This window comes from Gilliamella sp. B2828 (genome assembly GCF_026537125.1).
Classification (GTDB): domain Bacteria; phylum Pseudomonadota; class Gammaproteobacteria; order Enterobacterales; family Orbaceae; genus Gilliamella.
On record NZ_JAFNMU010000017.1, the window covers coordinates 1 to 21,324 of the forward strand.

Annotated in this window: 19 protein-coding genes; 14 read left to right on the forward strand and 5 right to left on the reverse strand. The window is 32.5% G+C overall.

The genetic code is table 11. From position 1 onward, the window contains the following. Nucleotides 1–522 precede the first annotated feature (522 nt). Complete coding sequence (locus J3U19_RS10995) at nt 523–1,425, reverse strand: AraC family transcriptional regulator (RefSeq protein ID WP_267346318.1); 903 nt, start codon at nt 1,423–1,425, stop codon at nt 523–525. Between the two features lie 253 nt (nt 1,426–1,678). Here J3U19_RS10995 and J3U19_RS11000 point away from each other — a divergent pair, with 253 nt between their 5' ends. The 6 genes from J3U19_RS11000 (at nt 1,679) to J3U19_RS11025 (ending at nt 6,815) form a co-directional block, all read left to right on the forward strand. Continuing rightward, on the forward strand, nt 1,679–2,299 hold the full coding sequence (locus tag J3U19_RS11000) for a carboxymuconolactone decarboxylase family protein (RefSeq protein ID WP_267346320.1): 621 nt from the start codon (nt 1,679–1,681) through the stop codon (nt 2,297–2,299). A gap of 101 nt (nt 2,300–2,400) precedes the next feature. Then, on the forward strand, nt 2,401–2,832 hold the full coding sequence (locus J3U19_RS11005) for a cupin domain-containing protein (protein ID WP_267346321.1): 432 nt from the start codon (nt 2,401–2,403) through the stop codon (nt 2,830–2,832). A 42-nt stretch (nt 2,833–2,874) separates the two neighbouring features. Further along, nucleotides 2,875–3,894, forward strand: a complete 1,020-nt coding sequence (locus J3U19_RS11010; RefSeq protein WP_267346322.1) for an alpha/beta hydrolase — start codon at nt 2,875–2,877, stop codon at nt 3,892–3,894. A gap of 909 nt (nt 3,895–4,803) precedes the next feature. Beyond that, complete coding sequence (locus J3U19_RS11015) at nt 4,804–5,325, forward strand: SMI1/KNR4 family protein (protein WP_267342050.1); 522 nt, start codon at nt 4,804–4,806, stop codon at nt 5,323–5,325. A 586-nt stretch (nt 5,326–5,911) separates the two neighbouring features. Then, nucleotides 5,912–6,118 carry a hypothetical protein gene (locus J3U19_RS11020; protein WP_267342049.1) on the forward strand — a complete coding sequence of 69 codons (207 nt, stop codon included), beginning with the start codon at nt 5,912–5,914 and terminating at the stop codon, nt 6,116–6,118. Nucleotides 6,119–6,389: 271 nt separating this feature from the next. After that, nucleotides 6,390–6,815 carry a hypothetical protein gene (locus tag J3U19_RS11025; protein ID WP_267342047.1) on the forward strand — a complete coding sequence of 142 codons (426 nt, stop codon included), beginning with the start codon at nt 6,390–6,392 and terminating at the stop codon, nt 6,813–6,815. A gap of 318 nt (nt 6,816–7,133) precedes the next feature. Here the strand turns inward: J3U19_RS11025 and cmoB are convergent, their stop codons facing one another. Next, a complete protein-coding gene (cmoB, locus tag J3U19_RS11030; protein WP_267342046.1) occupies nt 7,134–8,102 on the reverse strand; it encodes a tRNA 5-methoxyuridine(34)/uridine 5-oxyacetic acid(34) synthase CmoB in 969 nt (322 codons plus the stop codon). 30 nt (nt 8,103–8,132) lie between these two features. Then, nucleotides 8,133–8,903: a carboxy-S-adenosyl-L-methionine synthase CmoA gene (gene cmoA, locus J3U19_RS11035; RefSeq protein WP_267342045.1), complete on the reverse strand. Its 771-nt coding sequence runs from the start codon at nt 8,901–8,903 to the stop codon at nt 8,133–8,135. A 32-nt stretch (nt 8,904–8,935) separates the two neighbouring features. On the opposite strand from cmoA, the gene J3U19_RS11040 reads away from it, so the two are divergent. Next, nucleotides 8,936–10,105 (forward strand): metallophosphoesterase, encoded by a 1,170-nt coding sequence (locus J3U19_RS11040; protein WP_267346324.1) that lies wholly within the window; start codon nt 8,936–8,938, stop codon nt 10,103–10,105. Nucleotides 10,106–10,116: 11 nt separating this feature from the next. After that, nucleotides 10,117–11,199 (forward strand): ribonuclease D, encoded by a 1,083-nt coding sequence (gene rnd / locus J3U19_RS11045; protein WP_267342042.1) that lies wholly within the window; start codon nt 10,117–10,119, stop codon nt 11,197–11,199. Between the two features lie 26 nt (nt 11,200–11,225). On the opposite strand, the gene J3U19_RS11050 is transcribed toward rnd, so the two are convergent. Beyond that, on the reverse strand, nt 11,226–11,918 hold the full coding sequence (locus tag J3U19_RS11050) for a 5'-methylthioadenosine/adenosylhomocysteine nucleosidase (protein WP_267342041.1): 693 nt from the start codon (nt 11,916–11,918) through the stop codon (nt 11,226–11,228). Between the two features lie 86 nt (nt 11,919–12,004). Between J3U19_RS11050 and J3U19_RS11055 the strand changes: the two genes are divergently transcribed. Both J3U19_RS11055 and J3U19_RS11060 read left to right on the forward strand, forming a co-directional pair. Further along, entirely contained in the window at nt 12,005–12,790 is a 786-nt protein-coding gene (locus J3U19_RS11055) for an SDR family oxidoreductase (RefSeq protein ID WP_267346326.1), read from the forward strand. A 27-nt stretch (nt 12,791–12,817) separates the two neighbouring features. Further along, nucleotides 12,818–13,687 (forward strand): co-chaperone YbbN, encoded by an 870-nt coding sequence (locus tag J3U19_RS11060; RefSeq protein WP_267346327.1) that lies wholly within the window; start codon nt 12,818–12,820, stop codon nt 13,685–13,687. A 248-nt stretch (nt 13,688–13,935) separates the two neighbouring features. Here the strand turns inward: J3U19_RS11060 and map are convergent, their stop codons facing one another. Next, nucleotides 13,936–14,724, reverse strand: a complete 789-nt coding sequence (gene map, locus J3U19_RS11065; protein ID WP_267342038.1) for a type I methionyl aminopeptidase — start codon at nt 14,722–14,724, stop codon at nt 13,936–13,938. Nucleotides 14,725–14,940: 216 nt separating this feature from the next. On the opposite strand from map, the gene rlmC reads away from it, so the two are divergent. The 4 genes from rlmC (at nt 14,941) to gshA (ending at nt 21,323) form a co-directional block, all read left to right on the forward strand. Further along, nucleotides 14,941–16,086 carry a 23S rRNA (uracil(747)-C(5))-methyltransferase RlmC gene (gene rlmC, locus J3U19_RS11070; protein WP_267346328.1) on the forward strand — a complete coding sequence of 382 codons (1,146 nt, stop codon included), beginning with the start codon at nt 14,941–14,943 and terminating at the stop codon, nt 16,084–16,086. Nucleotides 16,087–16,386: 300 nt separating this feature from the next. After that, complete coding sequence (locus J3U19_RS11075; protein WP_267342035.1) at nt 16,387–18,582, forward strand: TonB-dependent hemoglobin/transferrin/lactoferrin family receptor; 2,196 nt, start codon at nt 16,387–16,389, stop codon at nt 18,580–18,582. A 391-nt stretch (nt 18,583–18,973) separates the two neighbouring features. Next, entirely contained in the window at nt 18,974–19,498 is a 525-nt protein-coding gene (locus J3U19_RS11080; RefSeq protein WP_267346329.1) for a HugZ family protein, read from the forward strand. A gap of 262 nt (nt 19,499–19,760) precedes the next feature. Further along, nucleotides 19,761–21,323 (forward strand): glutamate--cysteine ligase, encoded by a 1,563-nt coding sequence (gshA, locus tag J3U19_RS11085; RefSeq protein WP_267342032.1) that lies wholly within the window; start codon nt 19,761–19,763, stop codon nt 21,321–21,323. The last annotated feature ends 1 nt before the right edge of the window (nt 21,324 follow it).

Sequence of the window (21,324 nt, forward strand, 5' to 3'; positions counted from 1 at the left end):
TGATGAATTGAAAATAGTTGTCTATCATTCAACAAACTTTTACTGGACAGAGACTTCAAATGCAGTCAATTGTATGAACCGTTTTTACCGGATTTTATTTTTACGGGGGGAGGTGGCGAATTTCTAAAAGTTTTGTCACCTAAACCACTCGTAATGGTTTAGTTTCATCATTAATAGAAATCTTCTTATAATAAAAAAGAAAATTCGAATGGAAAGGGCAATCAGAGAATGATGATGGCTATTGTTTGAGCTTAATTTCTCCAATTACAGCTTATTCAAATAACTCACATCTAGAATGGTTATTTGATCCAGATCCTGCGTATAACATCATACCATCCATACTTGAGAAGTTATGTAGTAATGCATCAGAATCTAAAATTGTAAGGTTAGCTGTATCAGTTGTTCCATTTTAGGCTAATGCCAGAGAGATTCGAGTTAATGCAATAGAGCGTAAATTATGATATTTAGCATATGCCGGTAATATTAGCTTTTCTAATTAACACATTCTAACTTAGCTCTAATTTAGACCTTTCGAGAACCTTTGCGTATTTTTAGCACATCTTGCAAGGGTGTTTGGTTGAATAAGTTTTTATATTCTCGATTAAATTGTGTTGCACTTTCGTAACCGACTTTTAAACTCGCTTGAATCGCTGTCATATTCTCGCTGACCATTAAACGCCGACCTTCATGTAATCTAAGTTGTTTTTGAAACTGCAATGGGCTTAAACTTGTTACTTTTTTAAAATGACGATAAAAGCTAGAGAGTGACATATTCGCTTGATTGGCTAATTGTTCCATTTTTATCGGCTCTCTAAAATGTTCTTTTAGCCAATCTATCGTATTCGCAATACGATAACTTCTTGTTTCTGGCATACAAATTGATATTAGCGCTTCACCAAATGGACCGATTAAGAGTAGATAATGAATTTCTTTTATGATTAGTGGTGCTAAAACCGAAATTTGTTCAGGTTTATCCAGCAACTTAAGCAATCGATAAAAAGCATTGATTAGATCATCTTCCGCCTTTGAGATAATAATACCATTAAAACTTTGTTGCGAAGGTTTATTTAATTCCGGGTATTGTATTAATAACTCTTTAATTAAATTATTATCAATCAAAAGTGACAATGAAAGAAATGGGGCGTTTGTCGTCGCATTTTTAATTGTATTTATCGTTGGAATATCAATCGAGGTTATAAGATAATCACCTTCTTTATAATGATAAAGTTTGGTGCCAAGCAGAGAGCTTTTTTCACCTTGTATTATCATTGTGATCATAGGTTGATAAAAACAATTTTCTAAACAAATATCTTTATTTTTGCCAACTTCACGCCTATAAATGCCAAAGTTTTTAATTTGTGTTGGATAGTCACCCACAGTTGGCATTCTTTTTAGCATTATTTTTTTAATTTCTTTTTTTAACATAGAGATTTCTCTATTTATTTAGATTTCTCTATTAGCATATGATTTCTGATAGGATTAGGCAACTTTTTGGCAGGATCGGCTCTATTGGATATTATTATCAGATCTTATAATAATCAAAAACGAAGTGAAATACATTCGTATCAGTATCTAACATTAATAAATTATCTATCATTTTTAGTCGCACTTAATAGTCAAAATCTAGGGTGGTTAGCAAAAGTTTGCAGTATTAACTAATTGTTTAAGGGCAAAGGCTATGAATATTTTAACACCAAAACAAGGATCGATTGTTACTATTTCCGCTTTTATGTCTAAAGGCGATATGATTGGCTTAAAGCAAGCTTTCATTGATGGATTGAATCAAGGATTAACCATCAATGAAATTAAAGAAATTTTAGTTCAACTTTATGCCTATGTAGGTTTTCCAAGAAGTTTAAATGGTTTGAGTGCCTTTAAAGCGCTACTAGAAGAACGTCAAAAAGAAGGCATTACTGACACAGTTGGTTCTACTTCGGCACCATTACCGACTAATTTAAGCGCTTTAGAATTGGGTACAAAAATTCAAACAAAAGTTGTAGGCAAACCGGTTACGGGTGGCATTATGGATTTTTCACCTACTATTGATCAATTTTTAAAAGCCCATCTTTTTGGCGATATTTTTGGTCGAGATATTTTGAGTTATGAAGATAGAGAGATAGCGACATTAGCTGCGCTATCAACCTTGCAAGGTGCCGATAGTCAGATTAAATCTCATGTTCAAATTGCGCAAAATGTCGGGGTATCTTCCACTCAATTAGATGGCATTGCGAATATTTTAAAATCAAAAATTGGTGAAATCGAATTTGAACGATTCAACCGTGCAGTAAAAGGCCAATAAAAAATTACAACCAAATGGATATAGTAAATATATCCATGTTTCACAAAATAAGTTTTATTACACAGATAGCTTTAAATCATTTCCTGACGAGGATAGTTATTATGAAAATAATCAGTCAATCTGAATTTGAAAAACATAATTTATTTGGACAGGGTGAGCCGAATGTAAATTATGCTAAATATTTTATTGGTCAATCTTATCTAAATTTATTAACAGCAAAGTCTCCTTTATTAGTTGCAAATGTCACATTTGAACCTGGCTGTCGAAATAATTGGCATATTCATCATGCATCACAAGGTGGGGGGCAAATTTTATTATGTATAGCTGGTAGCGGTTGGTATCAAAAATATGGGGATAAGCCAATAAGTTTAGAGCCCGGTATGGTTATCACCATTCCTGCGAATGTAAAACATTGGCATGGCGCTAAGATTGACTCATGGTTTAGCCATATCGCTATCGAAGTGCCGGGTGAGGATACCTATAATGAATGGTGTGAAGCGGTATCTGAAGAAGATTTCCAAAAATTATGCTAATTAATTAGATTTAAAACATTAATTTCAATGTGAGATATTGACATGAATGATATACATTCTCAAATTACAGTTCCACCTCAGACAATTCAGTTAGAACAACGTTGGGATAAGATTTTTCTGCAAAGTGATAAAGTTGAGCATTTTAAAGTCACGTTTAAAAATCGTTATGGCATTACGCTTGCCGCAGATCTATATCGCCCAAAAAACAGCCCAGATAAATTATCTGCTATTGTTGTCGCAGGACCATTTGGCGCTGTAAAAGAGCAGGTATCAGGTTTTTATGCGCAAACTCTAGCAGAGCGAGGATTTATTGCTTTGGCATTTGATCCCTCTTTTACTGGTGAAAGCAGTGGGTTACCGCGTAATCAAGCATCAGTTGAAATCAATACCGAAGATTTTAGTGCCGCTATTGATTATCTTGGATCTATAGATTGCGTTGAGCGGGAGCACATTGGCATTTTGGGGATTTGTGGTTGGGGTGGTATGGCTTTAAATGCCTCATCGATTGATACACGAATTAAAGCAGTAGCAACCGTTGTCATGTACGATATGAGTCGAGTTATTTCTAAAGGTTATAATGATAGCATGACAGAAGGGCAACGATTAGCAATGAAACAGTCATTGAATAATAGCCGTTGGGACGATTCACAAAATAGTTATGCCACGTTGAATCCAAGAAACAACATTACCGTTGATCAAATCACGGATGAAACACCACAATTTATTGCAGATTATTCTCTTTTTTATACCACTAAACGTGGTTTTCATATTCGTTCTGTCAATTCAAATCCGAATGGTTCATGGGTGTTAAGTATGCCACTTTCATTTATTAATCAGTCGTTATTGAATCATGCCCATGAAATTGAGTGCCCAACATTAATTATCGCCGGTGAAAAAGCGCATTCTCGTTACTTTTCAGAAGATGCGTTTAAAATGGTTGGCAGTAAAAATAAAGAATTAATGATTATTCCTAATGCGGTGCATACTGATTTATATGATAATACCACCAATAAAATTCCCTTTGATAAATTAGAACATTTTTTTAAAGATAGTTTGATATGAGATTTGTTATAAATGTCTGTATTAAATACTATTTACATTGAAATACAGTAAGTTAACAGTATAATTAATTTATTATTTTAACGGTAAAAAATGAGAGAAATTCATAGATAGTTTTAAGTAAATTATGCTCAAATTCTGCTGATAAAATAAATACATATTTATTGCGGTTTGCTATGGCTTTAAAATACTTGCTCATGATGATATGTTCTTTTTCATTTTAGCGCTATTTTCAAATGTCTTTCAAGGTACCAGTAAAAAATGCAGTACAGGAAAAATGTAATAAACACAAAGTAAAAATTTTAAGTCATATTTTGAAAGTGTTTTCAATTATATTTAAAATCGAATTTGTTTTAAAAATTTGCTAGCCTCAATTTGATAAATCGTAGAAAAAAAGTATAGTGATGTTAATATAACTATATGTAATAACAATGAATGTTTATTCATTTCTTTCAACATATTAATCCTGATTAAATAGAACAAAATTTATACTTTTTACTTAATATACATAATATACATAATTATAAGTGCACATAATCCTAATTTTTAAGTAAATTCTCGAATTTATGAAAATACATTTTCTTTAATCTTCCAAATAATCAGAAACGGAAAAAATACCTCCCAGTTTTTTGTTAAAATCAGTTTAGCTAAATACTTTGAACTGTGACAAATTTATCATCAATTTGATTGTAAATTTACAAAATTATCGATAGTAGCTCCCAATATCATTTTTTTGTCATTATCTTTTACTCTCAGAATGGATTTCGTTATTTATATGATTTATAATGTTTTTATAGAAATACAAAATACTGCATATTTGAATATAGTAATATTAAAATTGAACAAGTCATAGGGTGATTACCATAGGAAAGTTAACTAGTTAACTAGTTAACATAATAAAGGAAATGTAAAATGGCATTGATACTTGAGAATAGTCAACAAAAATTAACCTACGATGATATTATTGAATTTAACCGATTATTTGATGAAAAAATTCCCTCTTCTTTTCTCGATTTTTTCCATGAATTTAATGGCGGTGATTTTCCTAACGTAAATGATCATAATTGTGAATATTTGAGTGGTTTTTATAGCATAAAATATGGCAATTCGACTATCACTAGAATTTATAATGAATTTTTGTTAAATAATCCAGAATTGCAATTCATGTTACCTTTTGCTTATGATCATAATCTTAATAGTTATCTCATCTCATTAAAAGAGGAAGATTATGGAACTATTTATTTATGGTCAAATGAAGCGCAGGGCATAGCTCATGTTTCAGATTCCTTTGATGATTTTATTCAGTTATTTGATCAATTTATCGATGGAGTTAAGATAAAACAAGTCAGTAATAATATAAAAAATCGGTTAATGCAAACCTTTATCATAGTCGGAACCATTTTAATTGCTTGGTTTATTTTTTTGAAAAAATAAACAATTATATTTGTTTACCTTACAGCAGATTTCTTGCAATACCGCAATATCGGGATTACAAATCATTGTTATTTCCCATTGTACGGTATTTTGTATACGGGTAAGGAGTTTGATCTTTATCGGTCATTACTGCGACTTTGAGGGGTTGAAGCGACAGCATTGCTACCTGTAACCAAGGATTAACGTTTTATTGTATTATTATTGCACAAATTTTGTTGGCAATCAGATGATAATTTAAAAAATGGTTCTGTTTGTTCAGCTAGACAAGAATAGATAATTGGAGAGTATTATTAACCGTTGGTACATAATTCACCGTTACTGGTTTTATGGCGGTAAAAGTTATTAATTATTATAATGGATAAATTGTGAACGGCTTCCATAACCAGCATCAATTGATTTAGGTTAACTTATAGAAAATTACTCTTTAATTTATTTGTAAATAAACTATTTTCATAATGCTTAGATAATGAAAATGGACAAAATAAAACCAACTCTTAGCTTGATTTATTGCTGCATCAGCGTTTATATATAGGAGGTGATAAGTGTTGTACTTATCATTCATATAATTTTACTGGAGGAGCTTATAATGGTACAAAAATTTGCTGCATACGGTAGTGATGTGTCAGCGGGCACTTTCAAATGTGCTGATTGTGGCTATGTATATTCAAATCAGAGTAAAAAATCGTTGCCTCCTTGCCCAGATCATAACAAAAAACCTCATAGTAAAAATGGGTGGTATGTTATGTCTGGTCAAGGTGATTCAGTTAAAGATCCTCACCCAAATAAGAAATAACTTTTTTTGTTATAATTTAAGGTAACCAATGTGTTACCTTTTTTATTTTATATGCACGCCATTGCTATAATTCTTAAATACTCTTTTTATTCTTAAATTTTGTGTAATATAATTATCATTTTGTATTTATTTAAGTAAAAACATTAAAATTTGCTAAGAAAAATAAAGCATTACTCTTATTTACCGAAGAATATAGGCATGCACAGGCTGAGAGAAGCATAAACTTCACCGTAATAAGAGGAGTGATAAAGTAGGATTAAAGGATAAAATAATGAGAAATTTGTTTAAATTAATCGTTTTAGGTGCTGGTGTGATGTTTTTTTCATCCGTTTATAGCAATAATGATTTGCCTTTGGTTAATAAAGTAAGTTTAGCAATTGTTGAAAGCGCCAAAAGATCCCTATTAGGTGAAAAAGGAAAATTTCCCTTTAAAACCGAAGATGGAACTGAAATTACTAATATTAGCTACAATAGTAATAATATTTTATTTGAATTTAACATCCCATCTGACAGTCAAACCATACTTGCTCAGCATATCGCTGAAGATCTTAGAATGAGATTTAATCAAGAATTTTGTCATAATGAAGATTTGATTAATGTACTGAATTATTACGATATCCATTTTTTATTCCGCTTTAAATATACTGATCATCGAAATGTACCAGCAATACTTTCGATTAAAGAAATTTGTCAATGAAATGAACTAACTTCAAAATAATCTCTATTAATTCGATGGTTATAAAACTGGTTTGGTAAGTTGATAATGAAAGGTATGGATTAAAATTTAATAAATAAAGTGATTTTATACTCAAACGTATAGTTCACCTCAAACTTTTTTACAAATTTTTCATGATTTTTGAAATAATCCAAATAGCAATAGGGAATATCATTGGTTAGTAAACCTCATTTTCATCTTGTCGAACCTAAAAATCAGTGTTATTCAAATTAATCATTTACCCCCTCATCATTATTATTAGATAAGGGGGACTAAAAGAGGGAGGTTGAGTGACAAACGTTACTTCTTAGCTACAAAAACTGCCCGCATTGGTGCTGGGTAGCCTTCAATGGTTTTACTTGAATCGTTTGGATCTAAGAAATCCGCTAATGAATCTGAAGTCATCCAGTCAGTTTTACGTTGTTCATCCAAACTTGTTACTGATTTATCAACCATCTTAATCTCAGAAAATCCACATTTGTGTAACCAATTCATCATAGTTGGTACCGATGGAATAAAGTAGACATTGCGCATTTGAGCATAACGTTCACCTGGCATTAATGCTTCATGTAGCTCACCATCGATAACTAAAGTTTCAAGTATTAGCTGCCCACCATCAACCAATTGATCTTTCAATTGAAATAGATGATCCAAAGGAGAACGTCTGTGATATAAAACCCCCATTGAAAAAACCGTATCAAAAGCATTGAGTTTAGGCAACTCTTCAATGCCAAGCGGTAATAAATGTGCACGTTGATCATTACCCAACAATTTCCGAATAGCTTCAAATTGACAAAGGTAAAGTGCCACAGGATCAATACCAACCGCTAGTTTTGCGCCTGCGCCAACCATTCGCCATAAATGATAGCCACTATTGCATCCCACATCCAATACAGTTTGTCCTTCAAGATTATTAATATGAGTAATTAACCGTTCCCATTTCCAATCTGAACGCCATTCAGTATCGACATTAATACCGTAAAGATGAAAAGGACCTTTACGCCAAGGCATCATATTCTTAAGCAATTGAGTTATACGTTGTTGGTGACCGTCTGAAATGGGGTGGTTACTTTCGACCGTGACACTGTTTAATAGATCAATTTGATGAGGTTCGATCACAGGTAAATGTTTGACGCTATTGACCCATTGATTAAAACGGTTATCAATATTATTTTTTTGCCAATTGGCAAGTTGTGCTGGTAAGACTTCAAGCCATTTGTTAAGTTTATTTTTTGCGATAATCTGGTAAAAATCACCAAAATCAATCATTCTTTTTCCCTTTTTTATTAAATTAATGCGTTACTTAATGGCAATTATTGAGCCAAAATTGAAACATTGAAACCAAGTGTCAATGTGTTTAAAACCCGCATCGGATAGACGCTTTTTATGGATTTCGATGGTATCAGTTAGCATAACGTTTTCTAGCATATTACGCTTTTGACTAATTTCCAGTTCACTATAACCATTTGCACGTTTAAAATCATGGTGCATATTAAACAGCAATTCATCAACGGTTGAATCATTAAAGCTAAATTTTTCGGACAGCACTAAAACACCGTTAGGTTTCAATGCTTGATAGATTTTATTTAAAACTTGTTGGCGGTTTTCTGGTGTTAAAAATTGTAAAGTAAAATTGAGTACGACCATTGAGGCATTTCGAATTTCAATATTGCAAATATCGTCACAAATCACATCGACAGGAGTATCAGCTTTATAAGATTCGATATGTCTTTTACAACGTTCAACCATTGGCTGTGAATTATCAACAGCAATAATACGACAGTTTTTATTATTGACATTACGACGAATGGATAGGGTTGCTGCTCCTAATGAACAACCTAAATCGTAAACTTTTGAATTAGGCTGAACAAATCTTTCTGCGAGCATACCAATCATGGAAATAATATTTGAATAACCCGGTACTGAACGTTGAACCATATCAGGAAATACTTCAGCCACTTTTTCATCGAATGTCCAATCGCCTAACTTATCAATTGGTGTGGAAAATAATTGGTCTTTTTTAATATCCATAAAACTTATTAGCGCTAATGAAATAAATTCTGTTATCATAACATTTTTTGAGTTCTATTGTTTGGATAATTATGACTATTGCAGATCTCATAGCCATTTCTATCGCTATCATCATGTGTGGCTCAATGGCTGTCTATTTAGGAAAACGATGGCAATTTTGGTTTAACTTTTCTTTAACAAGTTATTATCAAATGGCTTATTGGACAGTTGTTGTTATGGTGGGATTATCTTTAGTTTTATCAAGATTATCTGAAAGCATTTCTACTTATTGGTTACCCCTAATTTTAAATGCCGTTAGTGCGATAATGATTTGCTGTCTTTTAGTTACAATACTATTTGATATTGGGCGCTGGATCAGTAAAAAAAAATTAAAACCTCAATTAACAACTAAATTTGTCTATTTTATCGCTGTGTTTTCATTATGTTATTATGGTCATGAAATGGCGATAGAGCCTAGTATAGTTAACTACCAAGTTAAAATTGATAAAAAGGCAAAGGTTAATAAACTGCGTATTGTGCAACTGAGTGATATACACATTAATGACATGACTTTTCCTGATAGGATTCAACAAATGGTTGATAAGGTAAATCAGCTCAATGCAGATTTTATTGTCATTACAGGCGATACATTGGATAGACAGCTAAAACCCTTTGTAGATAAAGGTTTTAATAAGCAATTTCAAAGGTTTGAGTCAAAATATGGTACGTATATTATTTTTGGTAATCATGAATATTTGAATATTAAACACGAAAGCAATCATGAACAAGATATTATCAATGCTTATGAACAAGCCAATATGAAAGTTTTAAAAGATGATGTAGTTTATCTTGAGGAAGTAGGTATTACATTCATCGGTCGGGATGATTTTTCTTCTTCGCGTTATGATATTAAACGAGCATCATTATCAGACCTTATAATGTTTGCTGATACGAATAAACCAATAATATTGTTGGATCATCAACCACATGATCTAAATGAACCCGCAAATTTAGGTGTCGATTTAATGATTTCCGGACATACTCATGCTGGGCAAATATTTCCTATTAACCTTATTGAAAAATTAATCTATCAAAACAGTTATGGGATATATAAAAATATAAAACAGAATTTTACTAGCATTGTAAGTAGTGGATTTGGCTTTTGGGGACCTCCCATTCGACTAATGACACGTTCCGAAATAGTGGAGATTGAGGTAATTTTTGATAAAAAATCCACTCAATTAATCAATTTTTCTCAATAGGAATTTAAAGTTTGTCTTATCAATATATTGTTAATAATGATCAGTTAATTGATTATTGTTTAAAAATCGAAAACAGTACCGCTTTAGCTTTGGATACTGAGTTTGTTCGTACCCGAACGTTCTATCCTCATTTAGGACTTTTACAAGTTTTTAATGGTCAATACGCAGCACTCATTGATCCGATTAATATTACTGATTGGCAAGCTTTTTTGAACATTTTAACTAATTCTAATATTGAAAAATATTTTCATTCGTGCAGCGAAGATCTTGAAGTTTTTTTTCATCAATTTGGTTCCATTCCAACACCTATTATCGATAGCCAAATATTGGCTTCTTTTTTGGATAATCCATTAAGTAGTGGTTATGCAAACCTAGTTAATAAATATTTACAGGTAGATCTCGATAAAAGTGAAACGAGAACTGATTGGTTAAAAAGACCGTTGACGGATAAACAGTGTGACTATGCGATTAATGATGTGTTGTATTTGTACCCCTTAATCCCTATTTTGAAAGCACAATTAAGTTCAAAAGGGTATTTAGAATCAGCTTATCAAGAGTGCCAAATGGTCATTGCCCGTAAATGTCAAACAACAGATCCAAATGATGCTTATTTAAATATCAAGAACAGCTGGCAATTAAAAGGGCAAAGTCTCGGGCAATTATATAAATTGGCTCGTTGGCGTTATGAATTGGCGAAAGAACAAGATATCGCACTGAATTTTGTTGTACATGAAAAGACATTATGGAACATCGCTCGATATTCACCAACATCATTAGTTCAACTTGGTACTTTGGGTTTAAAAGGTAAAGAAATTCGTTTATATGGTCAAAAAATATTAAATATTTTGTCAGAACCGGTCCCACAATTATCGCCAATTTGTAGGGTAAGCAGTTATCCTGATTATAAAAAAATCAGTGATGAATTAAAACAAGTCGCACAAGATATTTGCACTCATACGGGGCTTAATCAAGATTTATTACTATCACGGCGGTTGATTAATCAATATGTAAAATGGCAAGCGGACAAAAAGGGCAATCAACCAGAATTGTTATCTGGTTGGAGAGGGAACTTATTTAAACAATACGGTTTATAACCTTATTAAATACCGGTTATGAGCATTTAAGCAAGCTCACTTAACATTGATTCAACAATCAATGATGATTGAGTTGCGGCTAATTTTAAAAAAGATTGGAAATCAACTGCAGATTCACTATCTCCATTATCTGAAATCGCACGAACTACAACAAAGGGAATTTTAAATAACCAACAAACGTGTCCAATTGCTGCTGCTTCCATTTCAACCGCAATTGCGTCAGGGAAGGTTTGCTTTATTCTTTCTAAATTGGATTTACCATTAATAAAAGCATCACCACTTCCAATTGATCCTTCAACAGCATTAACACCCTGTTTTTGGATGCAGGTTTTGGCTAATAATTGATATTTTGGATCAGCTTTAAAAGTGACAGGGCAACCGGACATTTGACCTGGTTTATAACTAAAAGCGGTTAAATCAACATCATGGTAAAATACATCTCTCGAAACAATAATATCTCCAATGTTTAGTTCAGAAGAGAGTCCTCCTGCTGATCCAGTATTGATTACAGCATCAACTTGATAATTATTTAATAATAATGTAGTGCCAGAAGCTGCAGCTACTTTACCAATACCCGATTGCAGTAAAACAATTTCACAATTTGCGATTTTTCCAAGATGAAAGTCACATCCTAAATGGCGTTCGACATGGTAATGGGTTATTTTGCTTTTGAGTATAGTAACTTCTTCTTCCATTGCTGCAATAATGGCAATTTTCATCTGATCCTCTTGGCTTACATTGAGTAACTTGAATTTAGATGTGCTATCATAATTGCAATAAACAAACTTGACAATATGTGAATATAATGGAGCAAACAAAATTGCGAACGATTTTTATTACTGGTTGTTCTAGTGGAATTGGCTTAATTTCCGCTACTGCCTTAAAAAAACGTGGATATCGTGTCATTACCTCATGCCGTAAAGAATCCGATCAGAGAAAACTTATTGAGCAAGGTTTTGAATGTATTTTGCTTGATCTAGACAATCCTGAATCAGTTAATCGAGCTGCACAAGAAGTATTGGCATTAACTGAGGGTAAGTTATTTGCCTTATTCAATAACGCTGGTTTTGGGCTTTATGGACGATTAAACACGATGAATCGAGAGCAGTTAGAATCACAATTTTCGACTAATTTTTTTGCAGTGCATCAGTTAACTCAGTTGCTATTGCCAGCCATGTTATCACAAAATACAGGTCGAATTATTCAAACAAGTTCAATTGTTGGCATTATAGCAACACCAGGCCGAGGTGCTTACAGTGCAAGTAAATATGCATTAGAAGCTTGGTCTGATGTGCTACGATTAGAACTGAGTAATACAAATATTAAAGTTTGTTTAATTGAGCCAGGTCCATTAAACACTCATTTTTCTAATAATGTTAACCAAACAGAAAAAGAAAATATTGTGAAAAATCCTCCGATAGCAAAACGTTTTACTTTGCCTCCTGAAGCGATTTTACCTTATCTGTTTCATGCGTTAGAACATCCAAAACCGAAAATTCGTTACAGGGTAACAAAAGTAACCAAAATTGCTGCCATTGCTAAACGTTTGCTTCCTGACAGATTAATGGATAAAATTTTAAAGAACAAATAATAACTCATCATATTCCCAGGACATAATATGCAAAACCAATTCATTTTTGATGTTAATGAGCAAAATATTCAAAAGATCATTGAAAGCTCTTCTAAAAATCCTGTATTATTTTATTTTTGGTCTCCTAGGAGCCCAAATTATGAAGCGATGACAGAAACATTAACGAAATTAGCAAATAAACATCATGGGCAGTTCGTTTTAGCCAGTGTAAACTGTGACGATCAGCAGATGTTAGCTGCACAATTTGGCTTACGCGCTATCCCTACTGTCTATTTATTTCAAAATGGACAACCTGTTGATGGTTTTCAAGGTCCTCAATCAGAGGAAACGATTAGCGCATTTTTAGAGAAAGTCTTACCAAATGAAGATGAACTTAAATTAATTGAAGCACAAACCTTGTTTAATGAAGCCAAATATGAACAGGCTTTACCATTATTAAGACAAGCATGGAAAACCTTGACTGATCATTTAGGTAAACCAAGAACGGATATCGCCTTAATGTTAGTGAAAGCCCAAATAGAACAAAAACAGCTAAGTGAAGCTAAAGAAGTTTTAGCTACAATTCCACTACAAGATCAAGACTCGGATTTTCATGGATTGCAAGCTGAGATTGAATTGCTTGAACAAGCAGCCAACTCACCAGAATTACAACAACTTCAAACTGAATTAATCAATCAGCCTGATAATGTTGAACTGATGATTCAATTATCATCTCAATTAATGCAGGTTGGGCGGCATGAAGAAGCACTTGAGTTATTATTTAAACCATTAACTCAAGATCTCAATGCGGGAGAAGGGCAAGTAAAAAAAACCTTACTTGATTTGCTTGCGGCTTTGGGAACGAGCAATCCTCTAGCAAGTGTTTATCGTCGTAAACTTTATACCCTGTTATATTAATTTTCATTAAATCGAAGCCCAAATGACTTTTTGTTTTTTATGTGGTTACTTTAACTATTTTAACCTTGGTTGTACAATAAATTGACAGTGTCGACCTTTATAAAGATTGTATAAAAGTAAAATATCTAAAAGTAAAGTTAATGGATTAAATAAAACAGGAATGAAATAGATTAAATCTAAGATATTCAGAATAAATTTATTGAAGTGAAGAGATTCAACAATGATAATATTGTTGAATCTTTTTTATTTTAATGTTCAATAATTCGTGGAAAATCCTCATTGCTACGCAATGTTAAAATTTCAACACCGTTATCCGTCACTAAAAGAGTATGTTCATATTGGGCAGAAAGTCCACGGTCTTTCGTTTTTACTGTCCAACCATCTTTCATTGTGCGAGTTCGCCAACCTCCGGTATTCACCATTGGTTCAATTGTAAAGGTCATTCCTGACTTCAAAATCACTCCACCATCATCAGCATCATAATGCAGAACTTGTGGTTCGTCGTGATATACTTCGCCAATGCCATGCCCACAATATTCGCGGACTGATGAAAAACCGAATTTATCAACATATTTTTGAATTGTCTTACCAATTTCTTTTAGACGAATACCAGGTTTGATAATTTTTATCGCTTCATATAAACTTTGTTGAGTTACTTGGCAAAGTTTTTCACCTGCGACCGTGGGTTTACCTGCTATATACATTCTAGAAGTATCACCATGATAACCATCTTTAATGACAGTTACGTCAATATTCAAAATATCCCCATCTTTTAATTTTTTATCAAAGCTTGGAATACCATGACAAACGACATCATTGATTGAAATGCAAGTAGTATGTTGGTAACCACTATAACCAATATTGGCGGGAATAGCTTTTTGAACATTGACAATATATTCGTAACAGATTTTATCAAGCTCACCAGTACTAATACCTGGTTTAACATAAGGTTCAATCATTTCTAAAACTTCAGCAGCAAGCTTACCTGCTACACGCATTTTTTCAATTTCTGCGGGGGTTTTTAACTTAATAGACATTAAAGTGTTCCTGTAATTTTCATGGCAATATCCTATCATATACCGTTGTTTCGTCAAATCATCGCGATTAATAAATTAGTTTAATGAATTAAATACATAATTTTTCTGTAAAGAAGTTTCAGGTTAATGCTGTGTTTTAGTATAAAATTGAAAACTAATATTTATTAGCAAAGTTTAAGTATATAATTATTGATTATAAAAAAAGGTTATATAGTGATGCAATGTAGTTATTATCAACAAAGTAAATGTTCATCTTGTCAGTGGATCAAATATCCATATCTCACTCAACTTAATATGAAACAAAATGAAATTTTAAATCAGTTAATTCCATTCAAACCTTTGGAAGTTCAATCTCCTTTTGCTGGTAGCGAAACAGCTTTCCGTAATAAAGCTAAAATGGCTGTGCTTGGCACGGTAGAAAAACCGATTTTAGGTATTCAAAATGGCGATGAAAACGTTGATTTGTGTGATTGTCCTCTTTACACTCACAGTATGCAAAGCATTCTTAAAATTGTACGCAGTTATATTCGCAAACAAGGCTTAGTACCTTATAATATTAATAAGCGGAAAGGCGAATTAAAATTTATTATTATCAATGAGAGTGTCAGTGATGGCGAGCATAAATATATGCTAAGGTTCGTTGTAAAATCAGATAAATTCGTTCAAAAAATAAAAAATACTTATGAACAATTACAAGATAAAATTAGAAATCTTCTTGTTGTCTCAATCAATATTCAACCTGAACATGCGGCAATTTTAGAAGGCAGTGAAGAAATTATTCTGACTGATAACGCCTTTTTACCTATGATGTTAAATCATATTCCTCTTTATATTAAGCCAAAAAGCTTTTTTCAAACAAATACGTATATTGCAGAAAGTCTCTATAAAACAGCGAGTACATGGGTTGCAAGTTTGCAGATTAATTCAATTTGGGATCTTTTTTGTGGTGTAGGGGGCTTTGGTTTAAGTTGTGTCAATAATGCTACATCAAATGATATCAAATTAACAGGTATTGAAATTAATTCTGATGCAATAGAGTGTGCAACAAAAACAGCAGAAATTTTAGATTTTAAACATTTGACATTCAAATCACTTGATGCAACGCACTACGCCATTGCGACACAAGATATACCCGATTTAGTACTACTTAACCCTCCTCGTCGTGGAGCAGGTAAAGATTTGATGCAATACTTAGAACGTGTTAAACCAAACTATGTTTTATACTCTAGCTGTAATTTGACCTCCTTAACTGAGGATTTAAGACATTTAACCCATTATCAAATATTAAAAGTTCAGTTATTTGATATGTTTCCTCATACATCACATATGGAAATTTTAGTTTTACTAGCGAAAAAAATTTAATTCGATTTTGATTAGTCGGTAATGGCTAATCAATGTTCTTCAAATTTATTTTCCTTATTGATTTTAAAGAATTTAACAGTAATGACACTTTTATTTTAATAATTTAATCATACTTTTGCGCATCTTTATAATTAAACTTTTCTTTGTTAATCCATTTCACATTACAAGTATTTAATACAAACAAAAATGATAATAATTATTATTATCATTGATTGCCATTAAAAAATTTGTTAGATTAATAGAAAAATATGATAAATATCAAAATTTGGACCATTAATTAATATGTTTTATGGTGTCAGGATGAAAGTAAATAATATTTTTTTAACGTTCTTTATAGCTTCAATATCCTTGCCAGTATTTGCGGATACAGATGAATTGGAAACGATTACTGTGACAGCTAGTCGACAAAAAAAAGCAAAATTAACCATTCCTGAAACCGTTGATATCATCAGTAAAAAGACTATTGATGATCATCAAATGACAACAATGGAAGATTTAGTCCGTTATCTTCCTGGTATTTCAGTAAATAGACAGACATCTGGAACAGATCCTTTTGGCAATTTGGGCGGGATCCGAATTCGAGGAATGGCCGGAAATCGGGTACAGTTGCAAGTTGATGGTGCAAGGGTTATCGAAGGGTTACAAGACGGTAATCGGAATTTTATCGATTTATCAACAATTAAAAATGTTGAAATTGTGCGTGGACCTGGTTCTGTTTTATGGGGAGCTGATGCATTGGGTGGAGTAGTTGCATTCAAAACTATTGATCCGATGGATGTATTGAAAAATAAACCTTATGCAGTACAAATTAAAGGTGCTTATGATAGCTTAAATAATCAAAATACGAAAACAAGCATGCTCGCATTAGAATTGATGCAAAATTTAGAAGCACTTATCCATTTCAGTCGGCGTGACTACCAAGAAATAACGCTAAAAAAAGCTAAAGCGAATGGCGGTATTTGGGGATGTCCTCGAGGTGAAGAGGCAATCAGATGTAATAAACTGAATCCATTAGATGCTAAAACTGAAAATTTGTTATCAAAATTGGTCTTTCATAATGATAATCATGAAACGAAATTGACTTTTGAAAATTTCCGTTCTAACTCTTTAGTTAAACAATTATACGATTATGGTCTACAATTATCCGGTACCTTTAATGGCGATTTTAAGAGAACACAAATACAGTTAAGAAAGCGTTATGCGATAGAAGACTCCTGGTCTCCAGTTTTTCCTTTTGTAGATCAAATTAAAACGATGATCTCTTTTTCTCCTCAAGAGCGTTACCTAAAATCTCGCCATCAACAAATCGATAGAAAGGGTAATTCCATTTATACTTATATCACTAATGATTATAAAGAGAAATTTTGGCAAATTGATTTACAATTCAGTTCTAATTTTGATCTCTTCGGTACAGAACATGATTTAGTTTATGGATTCCAGGGAGATATTACCCACAGTGATTATCGTAATGAAAATTCAAAAAATGGTATAACAACCATCGGAGGTGGATTTAATTTTGCTAATTCTAAAACTCGACGAGCAGACGTTTATTTGCAAGATGAGTTTTATATAATTACTGAGCGTTTTCAAGTTAAACCTGGCTTACGTTATGCAACCTATAAAATTAAGCCTGAAATTGATAACTATTATTCTATTATTCCAGGAAAAGAGCCACATATATTAACTTCTTATCGCTTGATTCCTCAATTAGGAACAATATTTAACATCACAAATCAATACTCTGTTTATGCCCGCTATGCAGAAGGCTTTAAAATGCCAACTGCTCAACAGTTATATACTTCTTTACCTTCAGTATCGATGAATTTGATCCCTAATCCAAATTTAAAACCCGAAAAAGTTAAATCCTACGAAGTAGGGGTAAGGGGTGATTATTCCAATGGTTGGTTTAGCTTTGGTGCTTTTAAGGCTGACTATAGTAACTTTATTAAAAACTTTATTCGTGTAGGACCTAAAGATTATATGTATAAAAATTTATCAAAAGTAAATCTTTGGGGATTGGAATCATCTACCGAATGGCGGCTTTCAAGTAACTGGACATTAAATACTTCTGCATCTTATCAATATGGTAATAAGCTTGAAAATTTCGGAAAAAAGAAATCCTATTTTAATGAGGCAATGCCTTTACAAGGTACAGTAGAGATTAAATGGCATATTCCTGAATACAATATTGAGACTGAAATACTTGGAACGTTTGCGAAAGCTGTGACACGCGTATCAAAAGATAATTTTGCAAGCGATGAAGTATTTAAACCTAAAGGTTATGCTGTTTATGATGCTTACCTGAATTGGCATTCCAGTAAAACTATCACTTTTAGGGTGTCTGTATTAAATATTTTCGATCGACGTTATTTTAAGTGGCCAATGTTTAGTACTTATTATAAAAATCCACAAGATAATATAAAAGTAACCAATCCGATTGAGCTACAAACTGCACCTGGTAGAAACTTTACTGTTGATGTGGTAATGAATTTTTAACCGAACTTTGGAACAACAAGGGAGCCACCAGTTCAGATTGAAAAGTAAAATAGGTCGCTCAAATTATTTTCTTATTTCCAGAGATTGCACAAAAGTTACTTGATTAAGATTTCAATAGATTCTCTAAAGGCAAAAAACAGCGCTTAATTTTTGCATGGATTGTATTACCTAAACCTGATTGTATATTAATGAATGGAACGGCAAATGCATTAGATAAATATTCAAAACATCGATCACTTAAATTGTTACAAACTAACTCATTAACGAGCAATTTTATTATAATTTCTCATTCAGATAACATTTTATTTCAAATTATGTAAACAATTAATATTATAAAATATGGTGTAATAAGCTAAATAAAATATACAATTAAATCAGATAAGGAGCTTTTATGGCAGAATCCAAAACTAATAACGTTCAAGATACAATAGATAGCTTACATGAAACAGTATTAACAGTTATCCTGTCGACTATAAATAAAGATGGAGAAGTGGAAACCAGCTATTCACCTTATTTTTTTGATGGAAATGATTATTATGTACTTATTTCTAATTTAGCACCACATGCTCAAAATATGAAAACAAATCCTCATATTTCTTTTATTATTATTGATGATGAAGCTAAAACAAAAAATATTTATGCTCGTAAGCGTTTAACTTCTCAAGCAATAGCTGAAATTGTTGATAAAGATTCTAATGTTTTTGAGAAGGTCATCGATCAAATGGCGAAACGAGTCAGTAAAATGGTTTATATGCTTTGTGAAATGAATGATTTTAACTTATTTAAAATTAAACCAATAAAAGGTCGCGTTGTTATTGGTTTCGGTAAAACCTATCTTATCGATCATCAAAACAAAATGATAACGCCTGTCGATGAAACTTATGTTGCTAACCAAAAAAAGCAAAGCGATAATTAGCACATCACAAATTATTTTAAACAATAGAGTCGGTAAATTATCGACTCTATTGACGCTCATTATATTTTTGAAAAGCAGATGAATGTTCATTTGTCGTGTTTATCATTAACAAATCTAATATTATGGAAAAATAGATGAATTGATCTTTTTTGATGAAAATAAACATTAATTTATTGGTTATGTACTGTCAAAATAGCCTATGGAAGGCTGTAATTTATGTTAATATGGCAAAAATCAATCTTATCTAAGGAAACGCAACATTATGATACCTGATGTTTCTAAAGCACTTAGCTGGTTAGAAAAACACTATACTATTTTACAAGGCATTCAACGCGGTGTTGAGCGAGAAACTTTACGTATTTTACCTGATGGTTCCATATCAAAAACACCTTTCCCAACCAATATTGGCTCGGCACTTACTCACCCTTGGATCACAACTGATTTTGCCGAATCACTGCTTGAATTCATTACACCAGTGAATACCAATATTGATTACATGTTAACGTTTTTGCGTGACTTGCATCGCTACGCTAGTATTAATATTGGAGAAGAGTTGATGTGGCCCTTAAGTATGCCATGTTTTGTAGCAACTGAAGATGACATTATTTTGGCACAATATGGATCATCGAATGAAGGGCGTTTCAAAACGGTTTATCGTGAAGGTTTAAAAAATCGTTATGGCGCAATGATGCAAACCATTTCAGGTGTTCATTATAATTTTTCATTACCCATGGCATTTTGGCAAGCTAGAGATGGAGTAAAAAATACTGAAGAAGGTAAAGCTGTAATTTCTGAAGGCTATTTTACTTTGATTCGAAACTATTATCGCTTTGGGTGGGTTATTCCTTATTTATTTGGTGCCTCTCCATCTTTGTGTTCATCATTTATTCAAGATCCAGAAAAAGCAAAATCTTTTATTGAACAAACAAATGGAAATTGTTATCTGCCTTATGCGACATCGTTAAGATTAAGTGATATTGGCTATACAAATAATGCTCAAAAGCAGTTAGGTATTACATTCAATCATTTAGATACTTATGTTGAGGGTCTTAAACGAGCTACACATACCAAATCACCTCACTTTAGTAAATTAGGTATTAAGGTAGATGGTCATTATCGTCAATTGAATGATAATGTCTTGCAGATTGAGAATGAGTTTTATGCACCAATTCGCCCTAAAAGAGTTCCAAGATCTGGAGAATCACCTTCTGATGCTCTTATGCGTGGGGGTATTGAGTATATTGAAGTGCGAGCTTTGGATATTAATCCTTTTTCACCTATTGGTATTACCGAAGAACAAATTCGTTTCATCGATCTATTTTTAATTTGGTGTGCACTAGCGCCAGCTCCAGAAATGAGTAGTGAGGAACTTGAGTGTTCAAAAATAAATTGGAATCGAGTCATCATGGAAGGGCGTAAACCAGGATTGGAAATAGGTATGGGCTGTGGCAGTTATCGAGAACCATTATCAAAAGTAGGGCATAATTTATTTAAAGATCTGCTTAGAGTTGCGGATGTTTTGGATCATAATGATAAACACCAACAATATCGAAAGGTTTGTGAAAAGTTAGATGTCATGTTTGACCAACCTGAATTAACTTTATCTGCTAGAACCCTTGAAGCTATCAGTGATTTAGGCACTTCAAAATTTGGGTTAGTGCTCGCATCTCAATATAAAAAACAACTTTCAGCAGAGCCTTTAGCAATATTGACTGATAGCGACTTTGTTCAACAGCGCATTTTGTCTATTAAAAAACAACAAGATAAAGAGAAGAATGACACCTTATCTTTTGATGAATATGTGAAACAAAAAACAAATATTTAAT

What these genes read in the sequence shown, in the direction of transcription:
- J3U19_RS10995 (WP_267346318.1), bottom strand. Translation starts at nt 1,425, where the DNA reads ATGTTAAAAAAAGAAATTAAAAAAATAATGCTAAAAAGAATGCCAACT.
- J3U19_RS11000 (WP_267346320.1), top strand. Translation starts at nt 1,679, where the DNA reads ATGAATATTTTAACACCAAAACAAGGATCGATTGTTACTATTTCCGCT.
- J3U19_RS11005 (WP_267346321.1), top strand. Translation starts at nt 2,401, where the DNA reads ATGAAAATAATCAGTCAATCTGAATTTGAAAAACATAATTTATTTGGA.
- J3U19_RS11010 (WP_267346322.1), top strand. Translation starts at nt 2,875, where the DNA reads ATGAATGATATACATTCTCAAATTACAGTTCCACCTCAGACAATTCAG.
- J3U19_RS11015 (WP_267342050.1), top strand. Translation starts at nt 4,804, where the DNA reads ATGGCATTGATACTTGAGAATAGTCAACAAAAATTAACCTACGATGAT.
- J3U19_RS11020 (WP_267342049.1), top strand. Translation starts at nt 5,912, where the DNA reads ATGGTACAAAAATTTGCTGCATACGGTAGTGATGTGTCAGCGGGCACT.
- J3U19_RS11025 (WP_267342047.1), top strand. Translation starts at nt 6,390, where the DNA reads ATGAGAAATTTGTTTAAATTAATCGTTTTAGGTGCTGGTGTGATGTTT.
- cmoB (WP_267342046.1), bottom strand. Translation starts at nt 8,102, where the DNA reads ATGATTGATTTTGGTGATTTTTACCAGATTATCGCAAAAAATAAACTT.
- cmoA (WP_267342045.1), bottom strand. Translation starts at nt 8,903, where the DNA reads ATGATAACAGAATTTATTTCATTAGCGCTAATAAGTTTTATGGATATT.
- J3U19_RS11040 (WP_267346324.1), top strand. Translation starts at nt 8,936, where the DNA reads ATGACTATTGCAGATCTCATAGCCATTTCTATCGCTATCATCATGTGT.
- J3U19_RS11050 (WP_267342041.1), bottom strand. Translation starts at nt 11,918, where the DNA reads ATGAAAATTGCCATTATTGCAGCAATGGAAGAAGAAGTTACTATACTC.
- J3U19_RS11055 (WP_267346326.1), top strand. Translation starts at nt 12,005, where the DNA reads ATGGAGCAAACAAAATTGCGAACGATTTTTATTACTGGTTGTTCTAGT.
- J3U19_RS11060 (WP_267346327.1), top strand. Translation starts at nt 12,818, where the DNA reads ATGCAAAACCAATTCATTTTTGATGTTAATGAGCAAAATATTCAAAAG.
- map (WP_267342038.1), bottom strand. Translation starts at nt 14,724, where the DNA reads ATGTCTATTAAGTTAAAAACCCCCGCAGAAATTGAAAAAATGCGTGTA.
- rlmC (WP_267346328.1), top strand. Translation starts at nt 14,941, where the DNA reads ATGCAATGTAGTTATTATCAACAAAGTAAATGTTCATCTTGTCAGTGG.
- J3U19_RS11075 (WP_267342035.1), top strand. Translation starts at nt 16,387, where the DNA reads ATGAAAGTAAATAATATTTTTTTAACGTTCTTTATAGCTTCAATATCC.
- J3U19_RS11080 (WP_267346329.1), top strand. Translation starts at nt 18,974, where the DNA reads ATGGCAGAATCCAAAACTAATAACGTTCAAGATACAATAGATAGCTTA.
- gshA (WP_267342032.1), top strand. Translation starts at nt 19,761, where the DNA reads ATGATACCTGATGTTTCTAAAGCACTTAGCTGGTTAGAAAAACACTAT.